20 protein-coding genes are annotated in these 19,643 nt (G+C 66.4%); 6 read left to right on the top strand and 14 right to left on the bottom strand.

Features of this window, described 5'->3' with window-relative positions; translation table 11 throughout:
- The first annotated feature begins 40 nt into the window (after positions 1-40).
- The gene (gene ctrA / locus ACP7AB_RS00650) at positions 41-754 is read left to right on the top strand and encodes a response regulator transcription factor CtrA (protein WP_303695213.1); all 714 of its coding nucleotides are present in this window, start codon (positions 41-43) and stop codon (positions 752-754) included.
- 102 nt (positions 755-856) lie between these two features.
- Here ctrA and ACP7AB_RS00645 read toward each other — a convergent pair whose 3' ends face one another.
- Complete coding sequence (locus ACP7AB_RS00645) at positions 857-1,495, bottom strand: SOUL family heme-binding protein (RefSeq protein WP_425987896.1); 639 nt, start codon at positions 1,493-1,495, stop codon at positions 857-859.
- A gap of 252 nt (positions 1,496-1,747) precedes the next feature.
- On the opposite strand from ACP7AB_RS00645, the gene ACP7AB_RS00640 reads away from it, so the two are divergent.
- Positions 1,748-2,032 (top strand): hypothetical protein, encoded by a 285-nt coding sequence (locus tag ACP7AB_RS00640; protein WP_425987894.1) that lies wholly within the window; start codon positions 1,748-1,750, stop codon positions 2,030-2,032.
- A 19-nt stretch (positions 2,033-2,051) separates the two neighbouring features.
- Here the strand turns inward: ACP7AB_RS00640 and ACP7AB_RS00635 are convergent, their stop codons facing one another.
- From ACP7AB_RS00635 to fliI, 3 genes are read right to left on the bottom strand one after another with little or no spacing between them, the layout of a single operon-like run.
- Positions 2,052-3,104: an endo-1,4-beta-xylanase gene (locus ACP7AB_RS00635; protein WP_425987892.1), complete on the bottom strand. Its 1,053-nt coding sequence runs from the start codon at positions 3,102-3,104 to the stop codon at positions 2,052-2,054.
- 13 nt (positions 3,105-3,117) lie between these two features.
- The gene (locus ACP7AB_RS00630) at positions 3,118-3,528 is read right to left on the bottom strand and encodes a flagellar export protein FliJ (RefSeq protein ID WP_425987889.1); all 411 of its coding nucleotides are present in this window, start codon (positions 3,526-3,528) and stop codon (positions 3,118-3,120) included.
- A 16-nt stretch (positions 3,529-3,544) separates the two neighbouring features.
- On the bottom strand, positions 3,545-4,888 hold the full coding sequence (gene fliI, locus ACP7AB_RS00625) for a flagellar protein export ATPase FliI (protein ID WP_425987887.1): 1,344 nt from the start codon (positions 4,886-4,888) through the stop codon (positions 3,545-3,547).
- A gap of 169 nt (positions 4,889-5,057) precedes the next feature.
- Between fliI and ACP7AB_RS00620 the strand changes: the two genes are divergently transcribed.
- Positions 5,058-6,587: a hypothetical protein gene (locus ACP7AB_RS00620; protein WP_425987885.1), complete on the top strand. Its 1,530-nt coding sequence runs from the start codon at positions 5,058-5,060 to the stop codon at positions 6,585-6,587.
- A gap of 253 nt (positions 6,588-6,840) precedes the next feature.
- Here the strand turns inward: ACP7AB_RS00620 and ACP7AB_RS00615 are convergent, their stop codons facing one another.
- From ACP7AB_RS00615 to ACP7AB_RS00600, 4 genes are all read right to left on the bottom strand, one after another.
- The gene (locus tag ACP7AB_RS00615; RefSeq protein ID WP_425987882.1) at positions 6,841-7,356 is read right to left on the bottom strand and encodes a CBS domain-containing protein; all 516 of its coding nucleotides are present in this window, start codon (positions 7,354-7,356) and stop codon (positions 6,841-6,843) included.
- A 25-nt stretch (positions 7,357-7,381) separates the two neighbouring features.
- The gene (locus ACP7AB_RS00610) at positions 7,382-8,311 is read right to left on the bottom strand and encodes a Brp/Blh family beta-carotene 15,15'-dioxygenase (protein WP_426046053.1); all 930 of its coding nucleotides are present in this window, start codon (positions 8,309-8,311) and stop codon (positions 7,382-7,384) included.
- A 71-nt stretch (positions 8,312-8,382) separates the two neighbouring features.
- Positions 8,383-9,156 (bottom strand): bacteriorhodopsin-like, encoded by a 774-nt coding sequence (locus tag ACP7AB_RS00605; protein WP_425987876.1) that lies wholly within the window; start codon positions 9,154-9,156, stop codon positions 8,383-8,385.
- A gap of 160 nt (positions 9,157-9,316) precedes the next feature.
- Entirely contained in the window at positions 9,317-9,937 is a 621-nt protein-coding gene (locus ACP7AB_RS00600) for a LuxR C-terminal-related transcriptional regulator (protein ID WP_425987874.1), read from the bottom strand.
- A gap of 294 nt (positions 9,938-10,231) precedes the next feature.
- Between ACP7AB_RS00600 and cysK the strand changes: the two genes are divergently transcribed.
- The 3 genes from cysK to ACP7AB_RS00585 all read left to right on the top strand — a co-directional run bounded on the left by cysK (position 10,232) and on the right by ACP7AB_RS00585 (position 13,077).
- Positions 10,232-11,209, top strand: a complete 978-nt coding sequence (gene cysK / locus ACP7AB_RS00595; RefSeq protein WP_425987872.1) for a cysteine synthase A — start codon at positions 10,232-10,234, stop codon at positions 11,207-11,209.
- A 45-nt stretch (positions 11,210-11,254) separates the two neighbouring features.
- Entirely contained in the window at positions 11,255-12,472 is a 1,218-nt protein-coding gene (locus tag ACP7AB_RS00590; RefSeq protein WP_425987870.1) for a DUF2336 domain-containing protein, read from the top strand.
- Positions 12,473-12,669: 197 nt separating this feature from the next.
- Positions 12,670-13,077: a MucR family transcriptional regulator gene (locus ACP7AB_RS00585; RefSeq protein WP_425988274.1), complete on the top strand. Its 408-nt coding sequence runs from the start codon at positions 12,670-12,672 to the stop codon at positions 13,075-13,077.
- Positions 13,078-13,135: 58 nt separating this feature from the next.
- On the opposite strand, the gene ACP7AB_RS00580 is transcribed toward ACP7AB_RS00585, so the two are convergent.
- From ACP7AB_RS00580 to ACP7AB_RS00555, 6 genes are all read right to left on the bottom strand, one after another.
- Positions 13,136-14,248: a DUF2336 domain-containing protein gene (locus tag ACP7AB_RS00580; protein WP_425987868.1), complete on the bottom strand. Its 1,113-nt coding sequence runs from the start codon at positions 14,246-14,248 to the stop codon at positions 13,136-13,138.
- The gene (locus ACP7AB_RS00575; RefSeq protein WP_425987866.1) at positions 14,245-15,135 is read right to left on the bottom strand and encodes a hypothetical protein; all 891 of its coding nucleotides are present in this window, start codon (positions 15,133-15,135) and stop codon (positions 14,245-14,247) included. Before ACP7AB_RS00575 ends, ACP7AB_RS00580 begins: the two co-directional genes overlap by 4 nt.
- Before the next feature lie 82 nt (positions 15,136-15,217).
- On the bottom strand, positions 15,218-15,982 hold the full coding sequence (locus ACP7AB_RS00570) for an ABC transporter permease (protein WP_425987864.1): 765 nt from the start codon (positions 15,980-15,982) through the stop codon (positions 15,218-15,220).
- Positions 15,979-16,692, bottom strand: coding sequence for an ABC transporter ATP-binding protein (locus ACP7AB_RS00565; RefSeq protein WP_425988271.1), 714 nt, complete (start codon positions 16,690-16,692; stop codon positions 15,979-15,981). Before ACP7AB_RS00565 ends, ACP7AB_RS00570 begins: the two co-directional genes overlap by 4 nt.
- Positions 16,693-16,732: 40 nt before the next feature.
- Positions 16,733-17,767, bottom strand: coding sequence for an ABC transporter substrate-binding protein (locus tag ACP7AB_RS00560; protein ID WP_425987862.1), 1,035 nt, complete (start codon positions 17,765-17,767; stop codon positions 16,733-16,735).
- 934 nt (positions 17,768-18,701) lie between these two features.
- A complete protein-coding gene (locus ACP7AB_RS00555) occupies positions 18,702-19,631 on the bottom strand; it encodes a hypothetical protein (RefSeq protein ID WP_425987859.1) in 930 nt (309 codons plus the stop codon).
- Positions 19,632-19,643 lie beyond the last annotated feature (12 nt).

The raw sequence follows: 19,643 nt of genomic DNA, 5'->3' as shown, positions 1-19,643 counted from the left end.
ACACCGGGCCATATGGTCAAGCTTTTGCCTGGGGGCATGAATGCGCGTTCTGCTTATCGAAGACGATCATGCGACGGCGCAAAGCATCGAACTGATGCTGAAGTCCGAAGGCTTCAACGTCTACACGACGGACCTGGGCGAAGAAGGCATCGATCTGGGCAAGATCTATGACTACGACATGATCATGCTGGACCTGAACCTGCCCGACATGAGCGGCCTCGAGGTCCTGCGCCAACTGCGCGTCGGCAAGATCAATACCCCGGTCATGATCCTGTCGGGCTCGACCGAGATCGAGACCAAGGTGAAGACCTTCGGCGGCGGCGCCGACGACTACATGACCAAGCCCTTCCACAAGGACGAGCTTATCGCGCGCACCCACGCCGTGGTCCGTCGCTCCAAGGGCCATGCCCAGGCCATCATCCATACCGGCGAGATCGCCGTGAACCTGGACGGCAAGACGGTCGAGGTGCACGGCCACCGCGTCCATCTGACGGGCAAGGAATACCAGATGCTGGAGCTGCTCTCGCTCCGCAAGGGCACCACCCTGACCAAGGAAATGTTCCTGAACCACCTGTACGGCGGCATGGACGAGCCCGAGCTGAAGATCATCGACGTCTTCATCTGCAAGCTGCGCAAGAAGCTGGCCACGGCCGCCGGCGGCAAACACTATATCGAGACCGTCTGGGGCCGCGGTTATGTGCTGCGGGACCCGTCGGAGACGTCGGCTCCCGCGCCGCAGAGCGCCGCCGCCTGAGCCTTCAGGGAAGAAGCTGCCAGAACATCCACGCCCGCCGGGAAACCGGCGGGCGTTTTGCTGTCCGGAGCGGTGGGGCAGCTGTCCGTGCCGTGCCCGACTCTATTTCGGCTCGACCCTGACCGCGACCTCGTTGCGGCGCATCGGCGGCAGGGTCCAGGGCGGGTCGTAGAACCAGACGACCGGCTCCCCACGGACGGTCCATCCACTGCCGGCCAGTCCGGCCAACAGCTGGGCCTTGTGCGTTTCCACGGCGCGCACCGAGCCGACGCCGCTGAATCTCACCACCGCATAGGTTTCGGCCGGAACGACGACCAGCTCGACCGTCGGGTCGTTCGGAACCGGCAGTTCGGCCATCGCATAGGCCGCCGGCATGAAGAACTGGACGGTCCAGCGGTCGACCCCGGACGGTTCCTGGGCCACGGGCGCAGTCATGGCGATCGTCTGCGACCCGCCCGTGCCGGCCTGTGAGACCGGGGCTGTCATCGCGATGGAGGCTCGCTGCGCATTGCCGCCGAAGATGTAGCCCGCCAGACGCCGAAAGCCCTGGTTGCGGGCCGCGTCGCTGTCGCCCGTAACCTCGGTTTGGGCGGCAATCCGCTCGCCATACAGGCGGATGTCGATCCCCCCGACGCTGGCCACGCTTTGATAGGCCGGTTCTTCCGTGCCGGATCGCACGCCGACCGTCGAACAGGCCGTCGTCATCAGGGCCGCACCTACGGCCAACAGCGAATGTTTCACAACCATGTCCTCGTCGGGTGGGCGGGGCGACCACGGCCACCCTTAACGCACGGATCAAGGTTCCGCTGCGTTAGGGTTCCTCGTCGACCGGTGATATCTTATCCGACGGATATTCAGCCCTTGAAAGGCATTCCGATGAAACGCGGCGCAACACTCCTCCTGGCCTGTACATTCCTGTCTATGGCGACCGGGTCCCAGGCCCAGGTCCGGCTTCTTCCCGGCCAGCAGCTCCGGACCCTCCCGGACAACGCCGTGCTCCAGGATCCGCGCATCGCCGACCTGGAGGCCCGGATCGCAGCCCTTGCGGCGCGTCTCGAACGCGCCGAGACGAATGCTCAGGAGGCCAACTTCAGGGTGGGGGCCGCAACCGCCTGGATTGAAAGCCACGGCGACGCGCTTCTGAACCACAGCCACAGCTACACCGACAAGACGGTCTGGTTGAACCACACCTGCGAGAACGGACATTCAGGATCCGACACGGTCCCCTGTTCCCAGATCACCGGCTCCCAGGTCGGCACGACCAGCGGCCCGCAATAGGCGGCAAAGGCCCTAGACCTCAGGGCCTGATCGCCCCAGCAACCGCTTCGAACATCGGGTTCGGCCTACCTGCCGGGTCGAACAGCAGGGGACTGTCCTTGCCGTCATCCCTTGCGTCACGCCGCAGCCAGCTGTCGGTGTCGCGCATCCCCCAGAGCGTGAAGGCGAACCGCTGCCCGTGGGGCAGGGCCATGAAGGCTTCGGTCAGTTCGGTGACGCGGGCCGTCTGTTGCTCGATCTTCTGACGCCGGGAGCGGGTGTCGATCCGGCCCTCTGACCGAAGCGACGCGTCCAGTTCCGACACATGGATCGGCAGGCCGAACTGAGCAGCCTCGCGGAAGAAGGCGGCGGTCTGGCCGGCGGGGATTTCGATGTCGAGGTGGGACTGGGTGCCGATGCCACCGATAGGGACGCCGGCCGTCAACAGCCGTTCGACCAAGCGCAGGAAGGTCGCGCCCTTGGCCGGGAGGTTCTCCAGATTGTAGTCGTTGAGGAACAGGACCGCGTCCGGATCGGCCAGTTTCGCCTGTTCAAAGGCGCGGGCTATGTAGCCGTCCTGGCCCAGGGCCTCGGACCACAGGCAAGTGCGCAGGCCATTGCCGTCCTCGGCGACGGCTTCGTTGACGACGTCCCAGCCGGTAGCGCGGCCGCGATACCTCTGGGCGACGGTCTGGATGTAGCGGTCGTACTCGGTGCGGAACCGCTGCGGGTCGAGCGAGCGGAAAAAGGCGCTGTCCTGTGAATACCAGATCAGGGTCGTGCCAAAGAGGCGCAGGCCGTGGGTCGTGCAGAACTCCGCGATCCGGTCGGGCGCGTCCCAGCGGTACTCGCCGGTCTCCGACAGGATGTATTCCATCTTCATCTCCCACTCGGGCGTGAGCTGGGAAATGTGGGTCAGGCAAAGGTCGACCCAGACCCGGTCCTCGAACTGGCCGGTCATGGCCGAGGTCCCGATGGGAAAGGGGGCCATGGATTTGAGTGGTGTCGCGGCGATGGCGGGGGCTGCGGCGGCGTTCTTCTCACACGCGGCCAGCGCGAGGGCGGAGGCGAGGAGGGCGCGGCGGTCGATCATGCCACGCAGGCGATCAGGCGCTGCGGCGGCGCAGGCCCATCTCGTCGAAGGCGGCGGTCTCGCGCTTGCCGGCGGCGATGAGGGCGTTCAGGCGGGTGGTTTCAGCGACGTGTTCGAACTTCTTCAGCTCGGAATAGGCGTCGGTCAGGGCGTCGCGGGCGCCTTCTTCCTCAGCGTCGAGGGTGATCAGATCGGTTTCGGCGGCGCCCTTTCGGGCCTTCCAGCCGGCCATATAGGCTTGAAGCAGGAGGTTGGCCTCGGCGTCGGCCCGGGCGCGCTCGCGTTCCACCTCGACCTCGGCGTCGAGGACAGCCAGGCGCATCTCGGCGGTGACCTTGCGGCTGGAGATCTCGGCCAGGCGCTTCTGCAGCGTCTCGACCTCGTAGTTGGAGATGCGGATCAGCGAGTGGGCCCAGGCGGTCATGCGTAAAATCCAGTCACTACTGCGGGACCATGCCCTGATTCAGAATTGCCTCCAGGCGGGTAAAGGAATCGGAAAGACGCGTGGCGTCGTCCTTGTCCTGACCCAGGAAGGCCTCGAGTGCGGGGTTCAGGGCGATGGCCCGGTCGGTGATCGGGTCGGCCCCGGCGCGATAGGCGCCGATCTTGATCAGCTCTTCCATCGAGGCGTAGGCCGAAAGGCACTGGCGGGCGCGCTTGTTCAGCTCGCGCTCCGGAGGCGTCTGGCAGGCAGGCATGGTCCGGCTGACAGACTTCAGCACGTCGATGGCGGGAAATCGGCCACGTTCCGCGATCTTCCGGTCCATGACGATGTGGCCGTCGAGGATGCCTCGCACGGCGTCGGCGATGGGCTCGTCATGATCGCCACCGTCCACCAGTACGGTGAACAGGGCGGTGATCGGCCCCGCCGTCGTGCCGTCGGGGCGCACGGGGCCGGGACCGGCGCGCTCCAGCAGCTTGGGTAGTTCGGTGAAGACGGTGGGTGTGTAGCCCTTGGTCGTCGGAGGCTCGCCGGCGGCCAGGCCGATCTCGCGCTGGGCCATGGCGAAGCGGGTGACCGAGTCCATCAGGCACAGGACTTCCAGATCCTGGTCCCGGAAATATTCCGCAATGGCCAGGGTCATATAGGCGGACTGGCGGCGTTTCAGCGCGGGCTCGTCGGAGGTGGCGACGACGACGACGGCGCGGCGCAGGCCTTCCTCGCCCAGGGTCTCCTCGATGAATTCGCGGACTTCTCGGCCCCGTTCACCAATCAGGCCGACCACGACGACGTCGCAGGTCGCCTGTTTGGCCAGCATCGACAGCAGCACCGACTTGCCGACGCCGGACCCGGCGAAGATGCCCAGGCGCTGGCCCCGGCAGGTGGTGGTGAAGACATCCATCGAACGGACCCCGAGATCCAGCCGCTCGCCCACCCGGCCGCGCGAATGGGCCGGCGGCGGCGAGGCGCGGAGGGGGTACGGGGCCGGGCCTTGCGGCAGAGGGCCCTTGCCGTCGATCGGCTGGCCGAAGGCGTCGATGATGCGGCCCAGCCAGGCCTTGGTCGGATTGACTGCCGCCGCCTGGCCGATGATGTGGATATCGGCGCCGGGGGCCACGCCCTCGACGGGGCCGAACGGCATCAACAGGGCCTTGGAATCTCGGAAGCCCACGACCTCGGCGGCCAGGGGCGTCGTGCCGCGCCGCCTGATCTCGGCCCGGGCGCCCACGGCCAGTCGCGACAGGCCGCCGCGCGCCTCGATCAGCAGGCCGCTGACGCCCGCCACCTTGCCGGTGACGACCAGCGGATCGATCGCTTCGACGGCGGTGACGAGGTTAAGCAACGGGGGCCTGCGAGAGGAAACGGAGGCGTTAACCTCTGGTCCAACGTGGTTAACGCGGGGTGAAGCCCGGCGGGTCGCCTGTGGACGGTGATCGATGATCAGGCGGGCCGGAAGGTTGTGATCGGGCCATGATCGGGGCAACATCGAACGGCGTTAGGGGAGTACTGTCATGTTCGAACGCGCCAGACTGCGCCGCGCCCTGCGAGCGGCGGCCGGCATCTTGTTGATTCTGTTCAGTGCCTTGCCGCCGAGCATAGCCCTGGCGTGGAAGCCGACCACCCATATGCAGTTGGCGGAGATCGCACTGCAGGACGCGCTCGACGACGGGCGGGTGACGATCATGCGGGTCGATCCGCGCACGGGGGGGATCCTCGGTCCGCTCGGCGACTTCCCGGTCTCGCCCCAGATCCTCGCCGCCCTGAAAGCCGCGCCGGATCGATATCGGGCGGGCGTTCTGGGCCCCGACGCCTATCCGGACATCATGACCGGCCAGCAGATCATCCACCCCGAGGTCGCGAAGGATGACAGCGGCCGCGTGATCGGCAGCGACGCCTGGCTGAACCATATGTGGACCCGGTCCTATGGCGCGGACGCCTCTCCCGAGGTGCGCGCCTTCGTCAGCGGCTTCCTGACCCATGCGGCCGGCGACAGTTTCGCCCACACCTACGTCAACCATTATTCGGGCGGAGCCTTCACCCTGGACCCGCGCCAGAACGCGATCCGGCACATCGTTATGGAGGGCTATCTGGACAAGCGCGCGCCGGAGGTCCGGCACGACCTCGCGGTCAGCATCTGCGGCGTCGACGGCTTCATTCATGACGAGATGATCGCGGCGCGTCCGGGCAGCGTGCTGGAGCGGCAGCTGCTGCTCGGCGACGCGGAGGCGACCAACGTGTCCGCGCCCCTGATCTTCTCGCGGCTGAGGAACAGGCTGCAGGCCGATGTCGATGCAGGCACCGAGAGCTGGGCGACCCTCGCCTACAAGCGGGCCTGGATCGAGGACATCGACGACGGCCTGCGCGCCTGGCCGGCGGTCAGCGCCGAGATTTCCGCGAAGATCATCTATTACCCCGACCAGGCCGACTTCACAGGGGCCGCGAGCGTTCTGAATCGCTATGCCCGCCAACATCTGTGGTCGATGGCCGGGGCGCCGGACTTTGCTGTCGCGGTGGCCTATGCGCCATCGCAGATCGCCGAGGCCCTGTTGCCGCAGGTCCTGATCGACGCCCTGGGCGCCCTGCTGCAAAAGCCGCTCGACTATATGGTCAGGGGCGCAACGGGTCTGACGACCGAGGAATGGCGTGACTACATGGCCCGGCCGGACCACTATTTCGACGAGGTGATGAGCGGGACCTCAGCCCAGCCGAACGGTCATTCGGTGACCCTGGCCGATTTCAATCATCAGCAACTCGGCATCGCCGACGACGCCTATGCGAGCCCGGCCCAGCGCTGGACGGTCGATGGGTTCGCGCCGGCCTTCAATACGGTGCAGCTGACCAAACTGGGTTTCCTCGACGCTGATGGACTTGAGGCGGTTGAGCGGGCGCTGGGCGGACCCCGGTCGCGGGGCGGAGCCAACGTCATGCTGGGCTGGCTGCACTCGCTGGACGACAGTTCGCAGTGGCGCAGCGGCCAGGCCCGCTTCTCCCATCCTGCGGTGTTCAACCAGCTGTTCCGGCCCCAGTTCGGCGCCCCCTGAGCTGCACGACGACCAGCCGGCGTGCCGGTTTCATCCCGGCCGGTCGTCAGGATCGCCACGACCGAGGCCGCGACGATGCTGGCGACCGCCGGTCATTGCAGACTGCTGAGTTGCTCACGCAGCAGGCCCCCCCCACTGCGCCGATCGGCGGCTCGGCCGAGAGGAGGACGCAGAAGGTTGAAGGCGGGCGCCGAAATGCGCTTCGTTCAGCGAGGCTCTCCTCTCTTTCACGCCGGGTCACCCCAGGAGAAGGTCAGCGAAGTTGGGTGAAGATCGTCACGACCGATGCGGCGAAGACTGCGGCGCCGGCGATCATGAGCACGATCGATGGGCTGATGTCGAACGTGGCCCTGGCCTGTTCTCCCAACCGTCCCATCAACTCCGGCCAAGTGTAGCTGACGAAGTCGCCCTGGCTCATCATACTGATGATGACGCCCTGGTCATCGACGATCGGCAGGTGGCGGAATCGCTCGTTGGACATCAGGCGCAACCAGTCCAGCAGGTTGTCGTCGGCCCCCGCTATCTTCAGGTCCATCGTCATGATCTGTTCAAGCGTCGTTTCGTCAGGGTTCAACCGCTTGTTCAGCAGACGGCGCATGAAATCGCGTTCCGTGACGATGCCGATCGGTCTGCGATCGGCATCAACGATCACGGCAGCGCCGTAATTCTTCTCGCTCATCACCGCGATGGCTTCGGAAACCATCGCCTTTGGACCAAAGGTCAGGACGGCTGCCTTGCTTCGAAACTCCGGTCTATCCTTGATCTTCATGTCTCTCTCCAGTCGGGCGCCCGTTTCAGGCGGTTGGGTTGGGAATCAGCGATGTGTCCTGGCGGGACAGTCGGGCGGCGATCAGCGGGGCCAGCATGTGCGGCACCGTCAGGATCGACAGCGTCATAAAACTGGCTGCCATGATCCGGTCAGGGAGTGCGGTTCTCAGTTCCAGTCCGAAGATCAGAGCGGCGACCCCGCCCGCTGCCAGACTTAGCGGCAGGACCACCCCCCACCACTGTCGAAGGTTGACCCAAGACAGGGTCGTCAGGCTTTCGTGGAAATGGCGGGGCGAGTGGAACAGGCAGAAGTAGAGTGCGAACCCCAGGATGGGCGGCAAGACGATCATGGCTGTCAGCGCAGCCAGTCCGCCCAGGGCCTGGGCACGCCGGCCGGCGCGCCACAGGGACGCTACGGCGATGAGGCCCACTCCGATCGTGATCGGCAGGACCAGCATCAGGGCATCTGTCACGATGGTCGCCTCGACCCGGTCGGTCAGCCCGATGAAGATCGTGTCCAACTCAGCACGGTGAAACAGGGTCGGGGCCGACAACAGGGCCAGGGCGAGACCGGCTCTCAACAGGACCGAGCCCGCCCCCTGCCAGTCTTCCGAGAAATGCACGACGGCGATGCCGATGAAGGCGGCCAGGGCCATGACGGGTTCCACCCGCCACAGGCCATACATTGAGGCCGCCAGCGCCAGATAGATCGACACCAGCGCCACCATCCCCGTCCAGGGGCCTGACGCGCGGGCGCGAATGAGTTCAAGATCCAGAGTGCCGTGGGGCAGTCCGAAAATCAGCAAGGCCAGGCAGGCCAGGGTCGTTGCCGTCGGTCCGGACAGCGGCACGCCGAGCCACAATCCCACGAGCGTCAGTCCCAGGGCGCCGAGCATAAGCCGCGCCCCGGGCGGCGTCTTCGCTCCAGAGCCTGGGTGGCCCGATGACGAGGTCATGACTGCGCCTTCTGTTGTGACAAAGCCCGGACAGGCGCTCAGCCTGCCCGGACCTGTTATGCTTTGGTCGATCAGACCGAAGCGGTTTCGTGGGTGGCTTCACCGTACTCGACCCGCGATTTGCGGACGGCGATGATGTAGATCATCACGCCGACGCCGGCCTTGGCGATGATGTCAGCGATCGTATATCCGATCTGGACATAGGTCTCGGCAGCGGCTCCACCGATGTTGGTGTAGGGGATCATGTAGACAATCGGGTAGAAGCCCCAGGACGCGAACGTCACCAGTCGGGCCTTCTTGATCAATCCGCGGACGCTTTCAGGCTGACGCTCGATTGAGGCGCCCAGACCCTTGAACAGTTCCCAGACGATGTAGACGAAGGGAATGCTCGACAAGGTGCCCCAGATAGCCCGGGTCGTGTTGTCGTCGGCGATCTCGCCGGGATAGCCCAGAATGATCATCAGGGCGGCGGCGAAGCCGAGCTTCAGAGACTTCGACATCGTCTCTTCCTGGCTGAGGCGCATGACCAGGATCAGCTCGATCAGCAGCAAAGGCACCGTCAGGAGCCAGTCGACGTAGCGATAGGCGTCGTTGAACGCCAGACCCGTCACGGTGATCACGCCGTTACGGACTTCGTAGGCGGACTCCCAGCTCTCGAAGATGCGGAAATAGTGATAGGCCGCGATGGCCGTGACCAATCCGGAAATCGTCAGGGCTGTCTTGTAGGCGGGTCCGACCTGGGATCGGCCGAACCACAGGAACAGCGTCGCTGCCGCCATGGTTGCGAATGTGAATGAAAAGGCATTGTAGACGAGCAGGTATTGCCCGATTTCGACAGTCGGCATTGAAGTCATCCTCTCCTATCGGCGTTTCTGGCTCCGGATCAGAAACTGCGCGAAGGCAGCGAACTCCGGATTCTGGCCGTAAGAGAGGGTTAGGCAGTTGGGCGATGTCGCACCATACGGCCTTTAGGCCGTATTCAGGCCCCAATCGAGATATCGGTTGCTAAAGACCGGCCTCGACAGCCAGCCGGATGGCGTCCGCGATATTGTGGGTGCCGACTTTTTCCAGGATCAGGGCGCGGTGCATCTTCACCGTCTTCTCGCTGAGGTTCAGGCTGAACGAGATCTGCTTGCTGCGGTAACCGGCGGCGATCTGTTGCAGCACCTCGCGCTGTCGAGGCGACAGGGTCCTCACCACCTCGACCGCATGGTGGTGACGACTGGACGAGGGGCCGACGGCGTCCTGATCCAGCTCGACCTGAGAGCCGATGAAATATTCCAGCTCTCCATCCGGCAGGAAGACCGGTGCGACGAGGACGGCGTTGCGGAACGGCTGGCCATCGCGCTTGTAGTTGAGGATTTCGACCAGGGTCGGCTTCCGGTCCCGCGTGCCCTGACGGATGCGTTCTGTCAGCCACGGCTCTGTCGCCGGTCCTGCCAGGAAGCGGCAGTTCCGCCCTACGATTTCGTCGTCGCGATACCCCGTCAGGTCACAGAAGGCCTGATTTACCGCGATAATCGGATTGTCGGGCAGGCGAGGATTGCTGATCACCGAGGCGATCGGACTGTTGACGATAGAAGACAACAGCGCGCTGCCGTCCTCGTCCAAGTCATAGTCGATCACCGCGTCGCCGTCCCCATGTTCACAGCATAAGCCCGGATAGAGCAAAAGCGAAGCCGAACCAGTCGTCGCAGGTTGGGCGAAATCAGAGAGCCGGTCAGCATTCCTGTGGGCGGCTCCGTGAGGGAGCGGTTCGAGCATTTCGCGGGGTGGAGATCAGATAATCTGGCTTGTGCGCCATGGACGACGGCCTATGTCACCAGGTGCGCGGTCTCGGTCGCGTCCTGTCGAACCGCATGATGCGCTCGAACCGCACCTTGTTTTCGATGGTGCATATTTCCAGCCGGAGACTCACTCATGTCCGACTACGACGCCCCAAACGGCCGCACCACCCAAGGCCGCGGCAAGGTCTATGCGTCGATCATCGACACCATCGGCGACACACCCCTGGTCGGCCTTCCGCGCCTGTCCGCGGAGTATTCGCCAAAGGCCCGTGTGCTGGCCAAGCTGGAGTTCTTCAACCCGATCTCGTCGGTGAAGGACCGGATCGGCGTAGCGATGATCGAGGCGCTGGAGGCGCAGGGCAGGATATCGGCGGGCAGCGTCCTGATCGAGCCGACCTCAGGCAACACAGGCATCGCCCTGGCCTTCGTGGCCGCCGCCAAGGGCTATCGGCTGATCCTGGTCATGCCTGAGTCGATGTCGATCGAACGTCGCAAGATGCTGGCTCTGCTGGGCGCCGAACTGGTGCTGACCCCGGCGGAGCAGGGGATGAAGGGGGCCATCGCCATGGCCGCCGAACTGCTCGAACGCACGCCGGGCGCCGTCAGCCCGGCGCAGTTCGACAACCCCGCCAACCCCGCCATCCACAAGTCCACGACGGCGGAAGAGATCTGGAACGACACGGCGGGGGCAGTGGACATCGTCGTCGCCGGGGTCGGCACAGGCGGCACCATCACTGGCATCGGTCAGGCCCTGAAGGCCCGCAAGCCCTCGATCCGCATGATCGCAGTGGAGCCGACCGCCTCGCCTGTCCTCAGCGGCGGAGAGCCCGGACCACACAAGATCCAGGGCATTGGCGCGGGCTTCATCCCCTCGATCGTCGATCGCTCGATCATCGACGGCGTCGAACAGGTCTCCAATGAGGACAGTTTCGAAATGGCGCGCAAGGTCGCCCGGGTCGAGGGGATCCCGGTCGGCATCTCGTCCGGCGCCGCCCTGACCGCCGCCTTCCGCCTGGCGACCCTCGACGAGAACGCCGGAAAGACTATCGTCGCCATCATCCCCAGTTTCGCCGAACGCTACCTGTCGACGGCGTTGTTCGAGGGATTATAGGCCGTCACCGGCGGTTAACCCGTCCGCCGCTAGGCTGGCGGCATCATGTCCGATCCGGCGCCCGTTCCAGACCAAGAGGCTCCGCAGCCGGCCTTCCGGGCGCGGCATGCGTTGCTGAAGCGCCTTGCCGATGTCGTCTCCCTGCCGGGCAGTCGGGTCAACGCCTTCGAGCGCTCGGTGACCGGCGACCTGCTGGTCGAGATGCTGAGATTGGCGGCCCCGCGTGAACGCCAGCGAGTGGCGTCGCGACTGGCGCCGCTGGCCGAACTGCCGAACAGCCTGGCGCGGATGCTGCTCAGGGACGACCCGGCGATCGCGGGGCTTTTGCTGGAGCAGTGCGCGTCGCTGACCGACGCCGACCTGGTCGCCTGCGCCCGGGACACGGGGGCGGAGCACCGCTTCCTGATGGCAGGCCGCCGCGGCCTGACCGAGGTGGTGACCGAGACCCTGATCAGCTTCGGTGAGCAGGGTGTTCTCGAATGCCTGTTGCGCAACACCACCGCCCGCCTGTCGCAGAGCGGAGTGGAGGCGATCGTGGGACTGAGCCGCCAGATGCCCCTCCTGTGCGGCCCCCTGCTGCGCCGGCCCGAGCTTCGTCCGTCCGGCGCCTATGTGATGTTCTGGTGGGCGCCGGCCGAGGACAGGAAGACCATCCTCCAGCGTTTCGCCGTCAGTCGTGAGGTCATGCAGGAGGTCGTCGAGGACGTCTTCGCCATGGCCGCCGAGGAGGGCTGGCAGGATCCGGTGTCGAGGAAGGCCCTGCAATTCATTGAGCGCCGCCAGCGGAACCGTGCGGCCATCGACAAAAGCCCCTACGACAGCCTGGAACACGCGGTCACCGTCGCGGCGCGGGAGGGGCTGAACCGCGAGGTCGCGGCCGAGATCGCCTATCTGGCCGGCATCAAGCCTCTGACGGGCGCCAAGATCATGGGCGACGTCGGCGGAGAGCCCCTCGCCATCCTGTGCAAGGCCACCGGCATGTCGCGCGTCGATCTTCAGAACCTGTGGCGGTCGGTGCGTCGTCCAGAGACCACGCCGGACGGCCTGGTCCATCCCGACTGGGACCGCGTGCAGATCACCTTTGAGATGTTGGCCGTCGATCGGGCCCAGACGGTGCTGCGTTACTGGAACTGGTCTCTGTCCTCGGCCCTGTCACCGGACCTGCTGCGAGCTATCCGCGAGGGTGATGAACTGCCGCTGGATGACTATTCTACGCCGGAACGCGCGGCCATGATGGCGCTGGCGGAAAACTTCGGTCGTTAAGCGGGTTCGGATCGAAGTGAGACTATAGTTCGTCAGACTGCCCGAGAACATTATGACGCCCGATGTCTGGAGGCGCATTGCTTTCATCGCCGAACATCCGTATTTCCCAGAGCCTCAATCGCCACTGTCCGGCAAGATTAGGCAAGGAAACGCTCGTGGACGCTGCAAGACTGGACGAACGGTCCGAACTGCTCGAAATGACTGCTGACATCGTGTCGGCCTATGTCGGCAACAACAGCGTGTCGGCGAACGATCTGCCGTCGCTGATCTCCAATATCCATGCCGCCCTGTCCCAGGTCTCGACAGGCGTCGTCGAGGTCGAGCCCGAGGTCAAAGAACCGGCGGTGCCGATCCGCAAGTCGATCAGCCCCGATTTCCTGATCTGCCTGGAAGACGGCCGCAAGTTCAAGTCGCTGAAGCGCCACCTGCGCACCAAATACGACATGAGCCCGGAAGAATATCGCGCCAAATGGGGCCTGGCCAAGGACTACCCGATGGTCGCCCCGAACTACGCCAAGGCCCGTTCGGACCTGGCCAAGCAGATGGGCCTCGGCCAGGGCGGCCGTAAACCCGCCCGCGCTGCTCCCCGCGCCGCCAAGAAGTAGTCTTAAAAAGTTCGAAGATCAGGACGCCCGCTTCCGCAAGGAGGCGGGCGTTTCCGTTTCAGGCCGCAGCAGCCGTGCCCCGGCGCATGCGCCAGAAGCGGAGGGTGCGCAGGGCGGCGTCGCGCTGCAGCTCGGCATAGAGTTTGGCGTAACTGTGGGCCTTGCCCATCGCATTGTCCTCACCGCCCATGATGACCACGGCGAAGGTCAGGAACAGGGAGCGATCGAGGTCGGCGGCCTTGCAGATGACCGCCAGTGCGTCGAGTTCCTTCTTCTCCACGATCTGGCTGGCGGTGTGGAAGTCCACATCGGCAAGCTGGGCCAGGGCGATCAGGAAGGAAGTCCGGCTGCCGGAACGCAGGAAGCGGGCCAGCATGATCGGGTTCAGCTGGTTGGCCGCCTTCAGCTCTTCCACATAGGCGAGGCATTCAGAGTAGTCGGCGGGCAGGGCGCCGTCCTCGGTGGCCACGCGGGCGCGTCCGGCAGCGAGCGCGCTTTCCAGCAGGACCGGATCCATGGCGGCGTTCTGTTCGAGGATCTGCTGACGCAGCCGGCCCTCGACGACGAAATACATGTCGTTGAGGAGGTCAGCGGGCAGGCCCTTGCGCTGGACAGCCGCCTCATGAAGGTCAGGATTGACCTTGGCACGCTCGACAGCGGTCTCGGTCGCGGCGCGCGACAAGCGGGCCCCGTCGTTGCGCAGAAGCGTGCCGAGGGTCTCGTCGTCGCCGCGTTCCACGATCACGTCGGACACGGCCTCGGACACGGTCGCGCGTTCCGACACGGCGCGCAGATGGGCCTGGCCCTTCGAGCGGACGACACCCAGCAGATCGTCGTCGGTGAGGACGGTGGAGGCGCGCAAGACGGCTTCGGCCACCGCGACCTCGTCGTTCGCCAGCCGCCGGATCAGGCCGCGCGGGGCGTCGGGCGACAGGGCGAATCGGGCCGAGAGCTCGGCGCGGACGGCGGTATCCATCTCGGCGGTCAGGTCCGTCAGGACCGAGTCGTAAAGGGCGTCCTCGCCTGCACTGCGCTTTCCGGCCCCGAAGAAATGCTCGGTCAGCTCACGCAGCAGGGCGCGGCGTTTCTCGCTGGAAGTTTCCTGGGCCAGGACGATCAAATCGGGCAGGCGCGATCCGGTCTCGACCGGGGCGAAGGCGGCGTCGGTCATGGCAGGCTCGGATCGGCATTGGGAACCGCTCGGCGGCGGCCCTGGGCGTCCGGCATCAGGGGCTCGTTCTCGGGCGGTTCGGCGAGGTCCAGGGTGACGCTGTCGAAATAGACGGGTTCGGGCAGGATCGTGGGATCGGGGCGATGGCCCGCGTCGCGGTGCACCGAATAGTATCGGGTGCCCGACTGACCGGACTGGACCGAGGATTGGCCGGAGGGCGCGGCCTGGGTCGGCGCAGGAAGCGAGGCCTGTTCCTGACCCCGGGGCTGGCCCTGTTGCATCTGGAAGATGCGAGCGTCGCGGCGAGGGGCCATGGGGTCGCGGGTGTCGGCGACGGGTTGCGGCGCCTCTTGCGGCATCGGAGCCTGCGCGGCCGAGACCTGACGCGGGAGGTTGAAGACCGGGGCGTCGCGGCGGGGCGCCATGGGATCGGCGGCGACGCGTTCGACCGGAGCGCGCGCGGCGTGCTCGACGGGGGCGGGCGGGGAGGGCGAATAGATCGGGGCGGACGCCATCTCGGTCGTGGCGTAGCCGATCGGGTCAGGGGAGCCCGGGGCGAAAGCGGGTGCGACGCGGGGGCCCAGCCAGGCGCTGGCGGGGGTCAGGCCGCGCGACGCCGGCAGCGGCGTCGAGGTTGGCTGCATCATAGGCCGGTAAGGGGCCTGCGACGGCGCGACGCGACGCGGGATCATGGCGTTGCGGGCGCGAGTCTGCTCGGCGACGACATTGGCGGGAGTCGTATTGGCCGGGCGGTTGGCCCAGTTCAGGTAGCGGCCCGGCGCGGGAGTGCGGTCGGTATTGGACTGGGCCACGGCGCCCGAGGCGGCGAGACACGTGCCCGCCGTCGCCAGGAGCAGCGTCAGAATTCGGGGGGTGCGGTGCTGCAAAGGCGGGGCTCCCGTTCGAGACGAACGTCGCGCAAAGCCTAGGCAGCCCGGGCTTAACCCCGCGCTAACATGCGTAAAGACTTCAGGCCCGGTCGCGTAGCAGCCGACGCTCGATCAGCCGGGTCGCGCCGTTGAGCGAGAGGCCGAGAAGGGCGAGGCAGACGAGGGCGGCGAGAAGTTCGGCCGTGCGCAGACGGTTCCCGGCCTCGAGCAGACGCCAGGCGAGACCCTGTGCCGCGCCAGAGCCAGAGACGAACTCGGCCACCACGGCGCCGACCACCGCTTGACCCGCCGCGACGCGCAGGCCCTCCAGGGCGAAGGGCAGGGCGGAGGGCAGGCGGAGGCGCCACAGGCGCTGGAGCGGAGAAGCGGCGTGCAGATCGAACAGCCGCGCCAGATCCGGGTCGGCCGACTTCAACCCGGTCAGGACGCCGGAGAAGATAGGGAAGAAGGCAATGGCGGCGGCGAGCGCCGTGACTGCCCGGTCGGCATGGTCGAGCCCGAACCAGATCAGCACCAGAGGCGCGATGGCGACGACCGGCGTGACCTGGAGCGTAACCGCCAGCGGAGCCACGGCGCGCTCCGCCGGGCGGCTGAGGGAGACGCTGATCGCCAGACCACCGCCGATCAGGGCCGCCACGAGCAGGGCCTTCAGCGCCATCCAGAAGGTTTGCAAGGCCGAGCCGGCAAGGATCGCGCCGTTGTCGACCAGGGCGCGGGCGACATCGCTGGGTGGCGGCAGGAAATAGACCGGCACATGCAGCAGGCGGCACGATGCCTCCCAGATCGCCAGCAGGACGGCGGTCAGGAGAAGGGCGGGCAGGGCGTCTATGAGGTGGCGTTTCACGACGCCAGTTCCATCGAGCGCGCCAGTGCCTCGGCGACCGCCTCGACTGCCTCGCGATGAGCGGGGTCGCTTCGCCAGCCTTCGGGGCGGGGCAGTGCGCCGGGCATGGCGATATCGGCGACGGCTCGGCCCTCGGCGCGGGACAGGACGACCACGCGTCCGGCCAGGTAGGCGGCCTCCTCCACGTCGTGGGTGACGAAGACCATGGCCATGGGGCGGGCGGCCCAGAGGCGGTGCAGGTCCTCGATCAGGCCACGCCGGGTGGTAGAGTCGAGCGCGGCGAAGGGTTCGTCGAGCAGCAGAAGATCGGGTTCGACCGACAGGGCGCGAGCGAGGGAGACCCGCATGGCCATACCGCCGGACAGTTGGCGCGGACGGGCTGTGGTGCGGTCGCCGAGGCCCGTGGCGGCGAGGCTGTCGTCCGCTCGGCGGCGGGCCTCGACGGCAGGCACGCCGGACAGCTCCAGCGGCAGGGCGACGTTGGCGCGCGCGTCGGCCCAGGGCATCAGGGTCGGGTTCTGGAAGACGAAACCTGTGCGGCCGGGCTCGGCGGGGCGAATGACAGTCCCGGCGGCAGGGTGTTCGAGTCCGGCAAGCAGGCGGAGCGCGGTCGACTTGCCGGCGCCGGACGCGCCGACGATGGCGACGATCTCGCGCGGACCGACGGTCAGGTCCAGCGGACCAAGCGAGGCGCGGCCGGGATAGTCCATCCTGACGTTTGAAAGGCCGGCGACCGCCGCCCGGCCCTGGTCAGCCACGGCCGGGGAGGAATTCGTCGGTGAAGGCGTCGCGCCAGCGCAGGTCGGCGGGATAGACGTTCGCCTGTGAAGTCACGTCGAAGAAGGCCTGCCACCGGTCGGCGGTCATGGCCCCGAGGCCATAGAGGGCCGCATCGCCCGAATCGACGATGCCGTTCTCGCTGAGCTTGGTGCGGGCCTGGTCCAGGATGTCCTGGGTCATCTCGGGGTTGGCCTTCCTGATCAGGGCGTTCGCGGCGGCCGGGTCGCCCCGGATGTAGTCGCGCCAACCCTCGGCCGAGGCGGCGATGAAGCTCCGCAAGGCGGCCGCATTGTCGCGGGCGAACCCGTCCGGCGACATCACCATTGTGGCGTAGGAGGGGTAGCCCTCATCGGCGAGGAGGAAGACGCGCGGTTCGAAGCCTGCCTCCTTCTCGATCGTGTAGGGCTCGCTCGTCAGATAGCCCTGCTGCACGGCCCGTTCGTCGGCGAGGAAGGGGGCGGGATTGAAATTGTATTTGCGGACCTGGTCGTCAGTGAAGCCGTATTTGGCCTTCAGCCAGACCCAGAAGGCGGTGATCGAGGCGTCGGCCAGCAGGAAGGGGCGGCCGGCCAGGTCGGCGATGCCGGTCAGGTCCGGGTCGGGGTGGGCGATCAGGACCTGGGGGTCCTTCTGGAAGAAGGCGGCGACGGCCTTCACCGGCGCGCCTTCGGCGACCAGGTTCAGGGGAATGAAGCTGTTGGAGCCCATGCCCAGTTCGACGGCGCCGGAGGCCAGCAACTGGGGCACGTTCACGCCGGGGCCGCCCTGGATGATCTGGACGTTAAGGCCGCGCCGTTCATAAGCGCCCGAGGCGAGGGCCTGATAGAAGCCGCCGTGCTCGGCCTGGGCGCGCCAGTCGGTGGCGAAGCGGATACGGACGCGGCCCTCATCGTCAACCGGCGCCTCGGAGCTGCCGCAGGACGCCAGGCCTGTGACCGTGACGGCGACGCCGCCGGCAAGGACGAGGCGGCGGCTGACGACGGAATGAGTCGCGCGACGTTGCATCGCCGCAAACTAGGGCCGGAGGGGTTGCAAGGGAAGCGTGACCTATTGACGGTTTACGCGGCAGGCCGGACGGCCAAGCTCAACAAAACACCGTCCGAAGCGTCCGAACCGTCCGAAGCGGTCGCGGTCGACCCTGAAAACTGGAGTCGGGATCGTCCTTAGAGACGGGTTCGAAGCTGTGATGTCAAAGACCCGGCGCCGACGTCTGGCACATGCCTGCGTCAGGCCCGGTCGTAGAGTTCCCGCGAATGCCGCCAGGCTCCAGAATTGAGCGAGGGGACGCAAGTCCGGACGAACCGGTGCTTACGTCCCCCCACCAAGTCCGGGTTGGGACTTGGCCATTGAGGTTATGGACCCTGGCGTCAGCGCCGGCGGGCGAACCCGGCGACGGTCGGCTGTATCCTGGCGACTCCTGTCCGGTGGCGTCTCGTCCGGGCTTTTGACCCTCGCGTCGTCCATCGATCCCGGTCTGGTTCTCCATCCCCCCGCACCGAAGCGCTAAAGGCTGGGAGCCTGGACCCTGCCCGGGCTTTCCGCGTCCACCGAAGTGGCTTGGAACCCTTGGTCAGAGAGCCGGACCGACCCGCTTGAAACCCCGGTCTCCCTAGGTTTCCGCGCCGCCGTGTCCCTCGGCGTGATCAAGCTCGCTCCAAACGCGGGATCCAGCAAGGGGTCGATTCGCGCGGTATGTGCAGGATCGCCCCGGGGCCGGTGCATAACCGCGTTAACCTCTGTGGACGGACGAGATTTCTTTTGGCAGATCAGCGTTCTGGCTTGTCCACAGAATCCGTTTGCCTACAGCAGGATCGGCTGAGGCGGAATTGCTTCGCGATTCCGCTGATGCAGTGAATCCTGCTCCAGATATGAACGAGAGCCTGATTCACGCTTTCGACAGAAGCGCGAAGCGCTTCCGTCTCAACCGATCAGGCTCGAGTCAGTACGGCGGCGTGATCGTGTAGGTGAGGTTGTTGGAGTCCGACAGGGGCTCGATGACCGCGATACGGGCGCCATCGACGCGGGTCCAGGCATTGGCGCCGGCGGTCGTCCAGCCCGAATCGGACGCGGAGAGGGCGGCGCCGATTTCGATCCGGGTGGGGTTCGTCGGCGTCGGATCTCCGCCGATCACCTCCAGGGTGCAGCCTGCAGCGACTGTCTGGAGATAGGCGATGAGCTGGCCGCGCAGCAATGCGCCGCTGAATCGGTCGTAGCCGCCGATTTCGACCTGCACGCCACCGAAGTCTGGGGTCGGGGCCGGGTCTTCTTCCTTCATGACGGCGCACAGGGCCGGAGTCGCCATCACCGCCTCGCCGGCGGTGCGGCGTTCAGCCGCCTCGGCGGCTGCGTAGTGGGCGCGGACCTCTTCAGGCGAGACGCTGAAACGAGTGACCGACACCGAGGCGTCCGGGATGTCGGGGAAGATCAACGTGCGCGCATCGGCGGAAAGATAGGGGACGCCGACCCCCTCCATGCCGGGTTGCTGAGTCCACGCCGCAGCGGCGGCTTCCATGCGGGTGGTCAGGCCGTTCAGGGCGTCGCCGACGCCGGCTTCCTCGTCATACGCGGCGCCGATGCTGCATCGGTCGGACGAGACAAGGACGCGGACGCCGTCGTCGGTCTCGATGCTCAAGGGTTCATCGTCGGCGCCCGGCACGGCGGCTGGCGCTACGCCCAGCCTGGCCCAGCCCGATGCGGCATCGGCGCTGTCCAGAAGGGGCAGGCAGACATCGAACACGGCGGTGGCAACGCGGTCTTGCACCTGGCGCTGGGCGGGCGTGGGCGGAAGGAGGGGCTCGTCATCCTGAGCGAGCACCGGTGACGAGAGGGCCATCGCCATCGCAACGCCTGTGAGAAGGGTCTTGATCATCTGAATGGCTCC

Origin of the sequence: Brevundimonas sp. TWP3-1-2b1, from assembly GCF_049896165.1 — a bacterium.
Lineage (GTDB): Bacteria > Pseudomonadota > Alphaproteobacteria > Caulobacterales > Caulobacteraceae > Brevundimonas > Brevundimonas subvibrioides_B.
Note: the sequence above shows the minus strand (reverse complement) of the source record. Positions and strands in the feature narration are given on the sequence as shown.

Coding starts and splice junctions, on each gene's coding strand:
- ctrA (WP_303695213.1), top strand. CDS start 41: ATGCGCGTTCTGCTTATCGAAGACGATCATGCGACGGCGCAAAGCATC.
- ACP7AB_RS00635 (WP_425987892.1), bottom strand. CDS start 3,104: ATGATCGACCGCCGCGCCCTCCTCGCCTCCGCCCTCGCGCTGGCCGCG.
- ACP7AB_RS00630 (WP_425987889.1), bottom strand. CDS start 3,528: ATGACCGCCTGGGCCCACTCGCTGATCCGCATCTCCAACTACGAGGTC.
- ACP7AB_RS00620 (WP_425987885.1), top strand. CDS start 5,058: ATGTTCGAACGCGCCAGACTGCGCCGCGCCCTGCGAGCGGCGGCCGGC.
- ACP7AB_RS00615 (WP_425987882.1), bottom strand. CDS start 7,356: ATGAAGATCAAGGATAGACCGGAGTTTCGAAGCAAGGCAGCCGTCCTG.
- ACP7AB_RS00610 (WP_426046053.1), bottom strand. CDS start 8,311: ATGACCTCGTCATCGGGCCACCCAGGCTCTGGAGCGAAGACGCCGCCC.
- ACP7AB_RS00605 (WP_425987876.1), bottom strand. CDS start 9,156: ATGCCGACTGTCGAAATCGGGCAATACCTGCTCGTCTACAATGCCTTT.
- cysK (WP_425987872.1), top strand. CDS start 10,232: ATGTCCGACTACGACGCCCCAAACGGCCGCACCACCCAAGGCCGCGGC.
- ACP7AB_RS00590 (WP_425987870.1), top strand. CDS start 11,255: ATGTCCGATCCGGCGCCCGTTCCAGACCAAGAGGCTCCGCAGCCGGCC.
- ACP7AB_RS00585 (WP_425988274.1), top strand. CDS start 12,670: ATGACTGCTGACATCGTGTCGGCCTATGTCGGCAACAACAGCGTGTCG.
- ACP7AB_RS00580 (WP_425987868.1), bottom strand. CDS start 14,248: ATGACCGACGCCGCCTTCGCCCCGGTCGAGACCGGATCGCGCCTGCCC.
- ACP7AB_RS00565 (WP_425988271.1), bottom strand. CDS start 16,692: ATGGACTATCCCGGCCGCGCCTCGCTTGGTCCGCTGGACCTGACCGTC.
- ACP7AB_RS00560 (WP_425987862.1), bottom strand. CDS start 17,767: ATGCAACGTCGCGCGACTCATTCCGTCGTCAGCCGCCGCCTCGTCCTT.
- ACP7AB_RS00555 (WP_425987859.1), bottom strand. CDS start 19,631: ATGATCAAGACCCTTCTCACAGGCGTTGCGATGGCGATGGCCCTCTCG.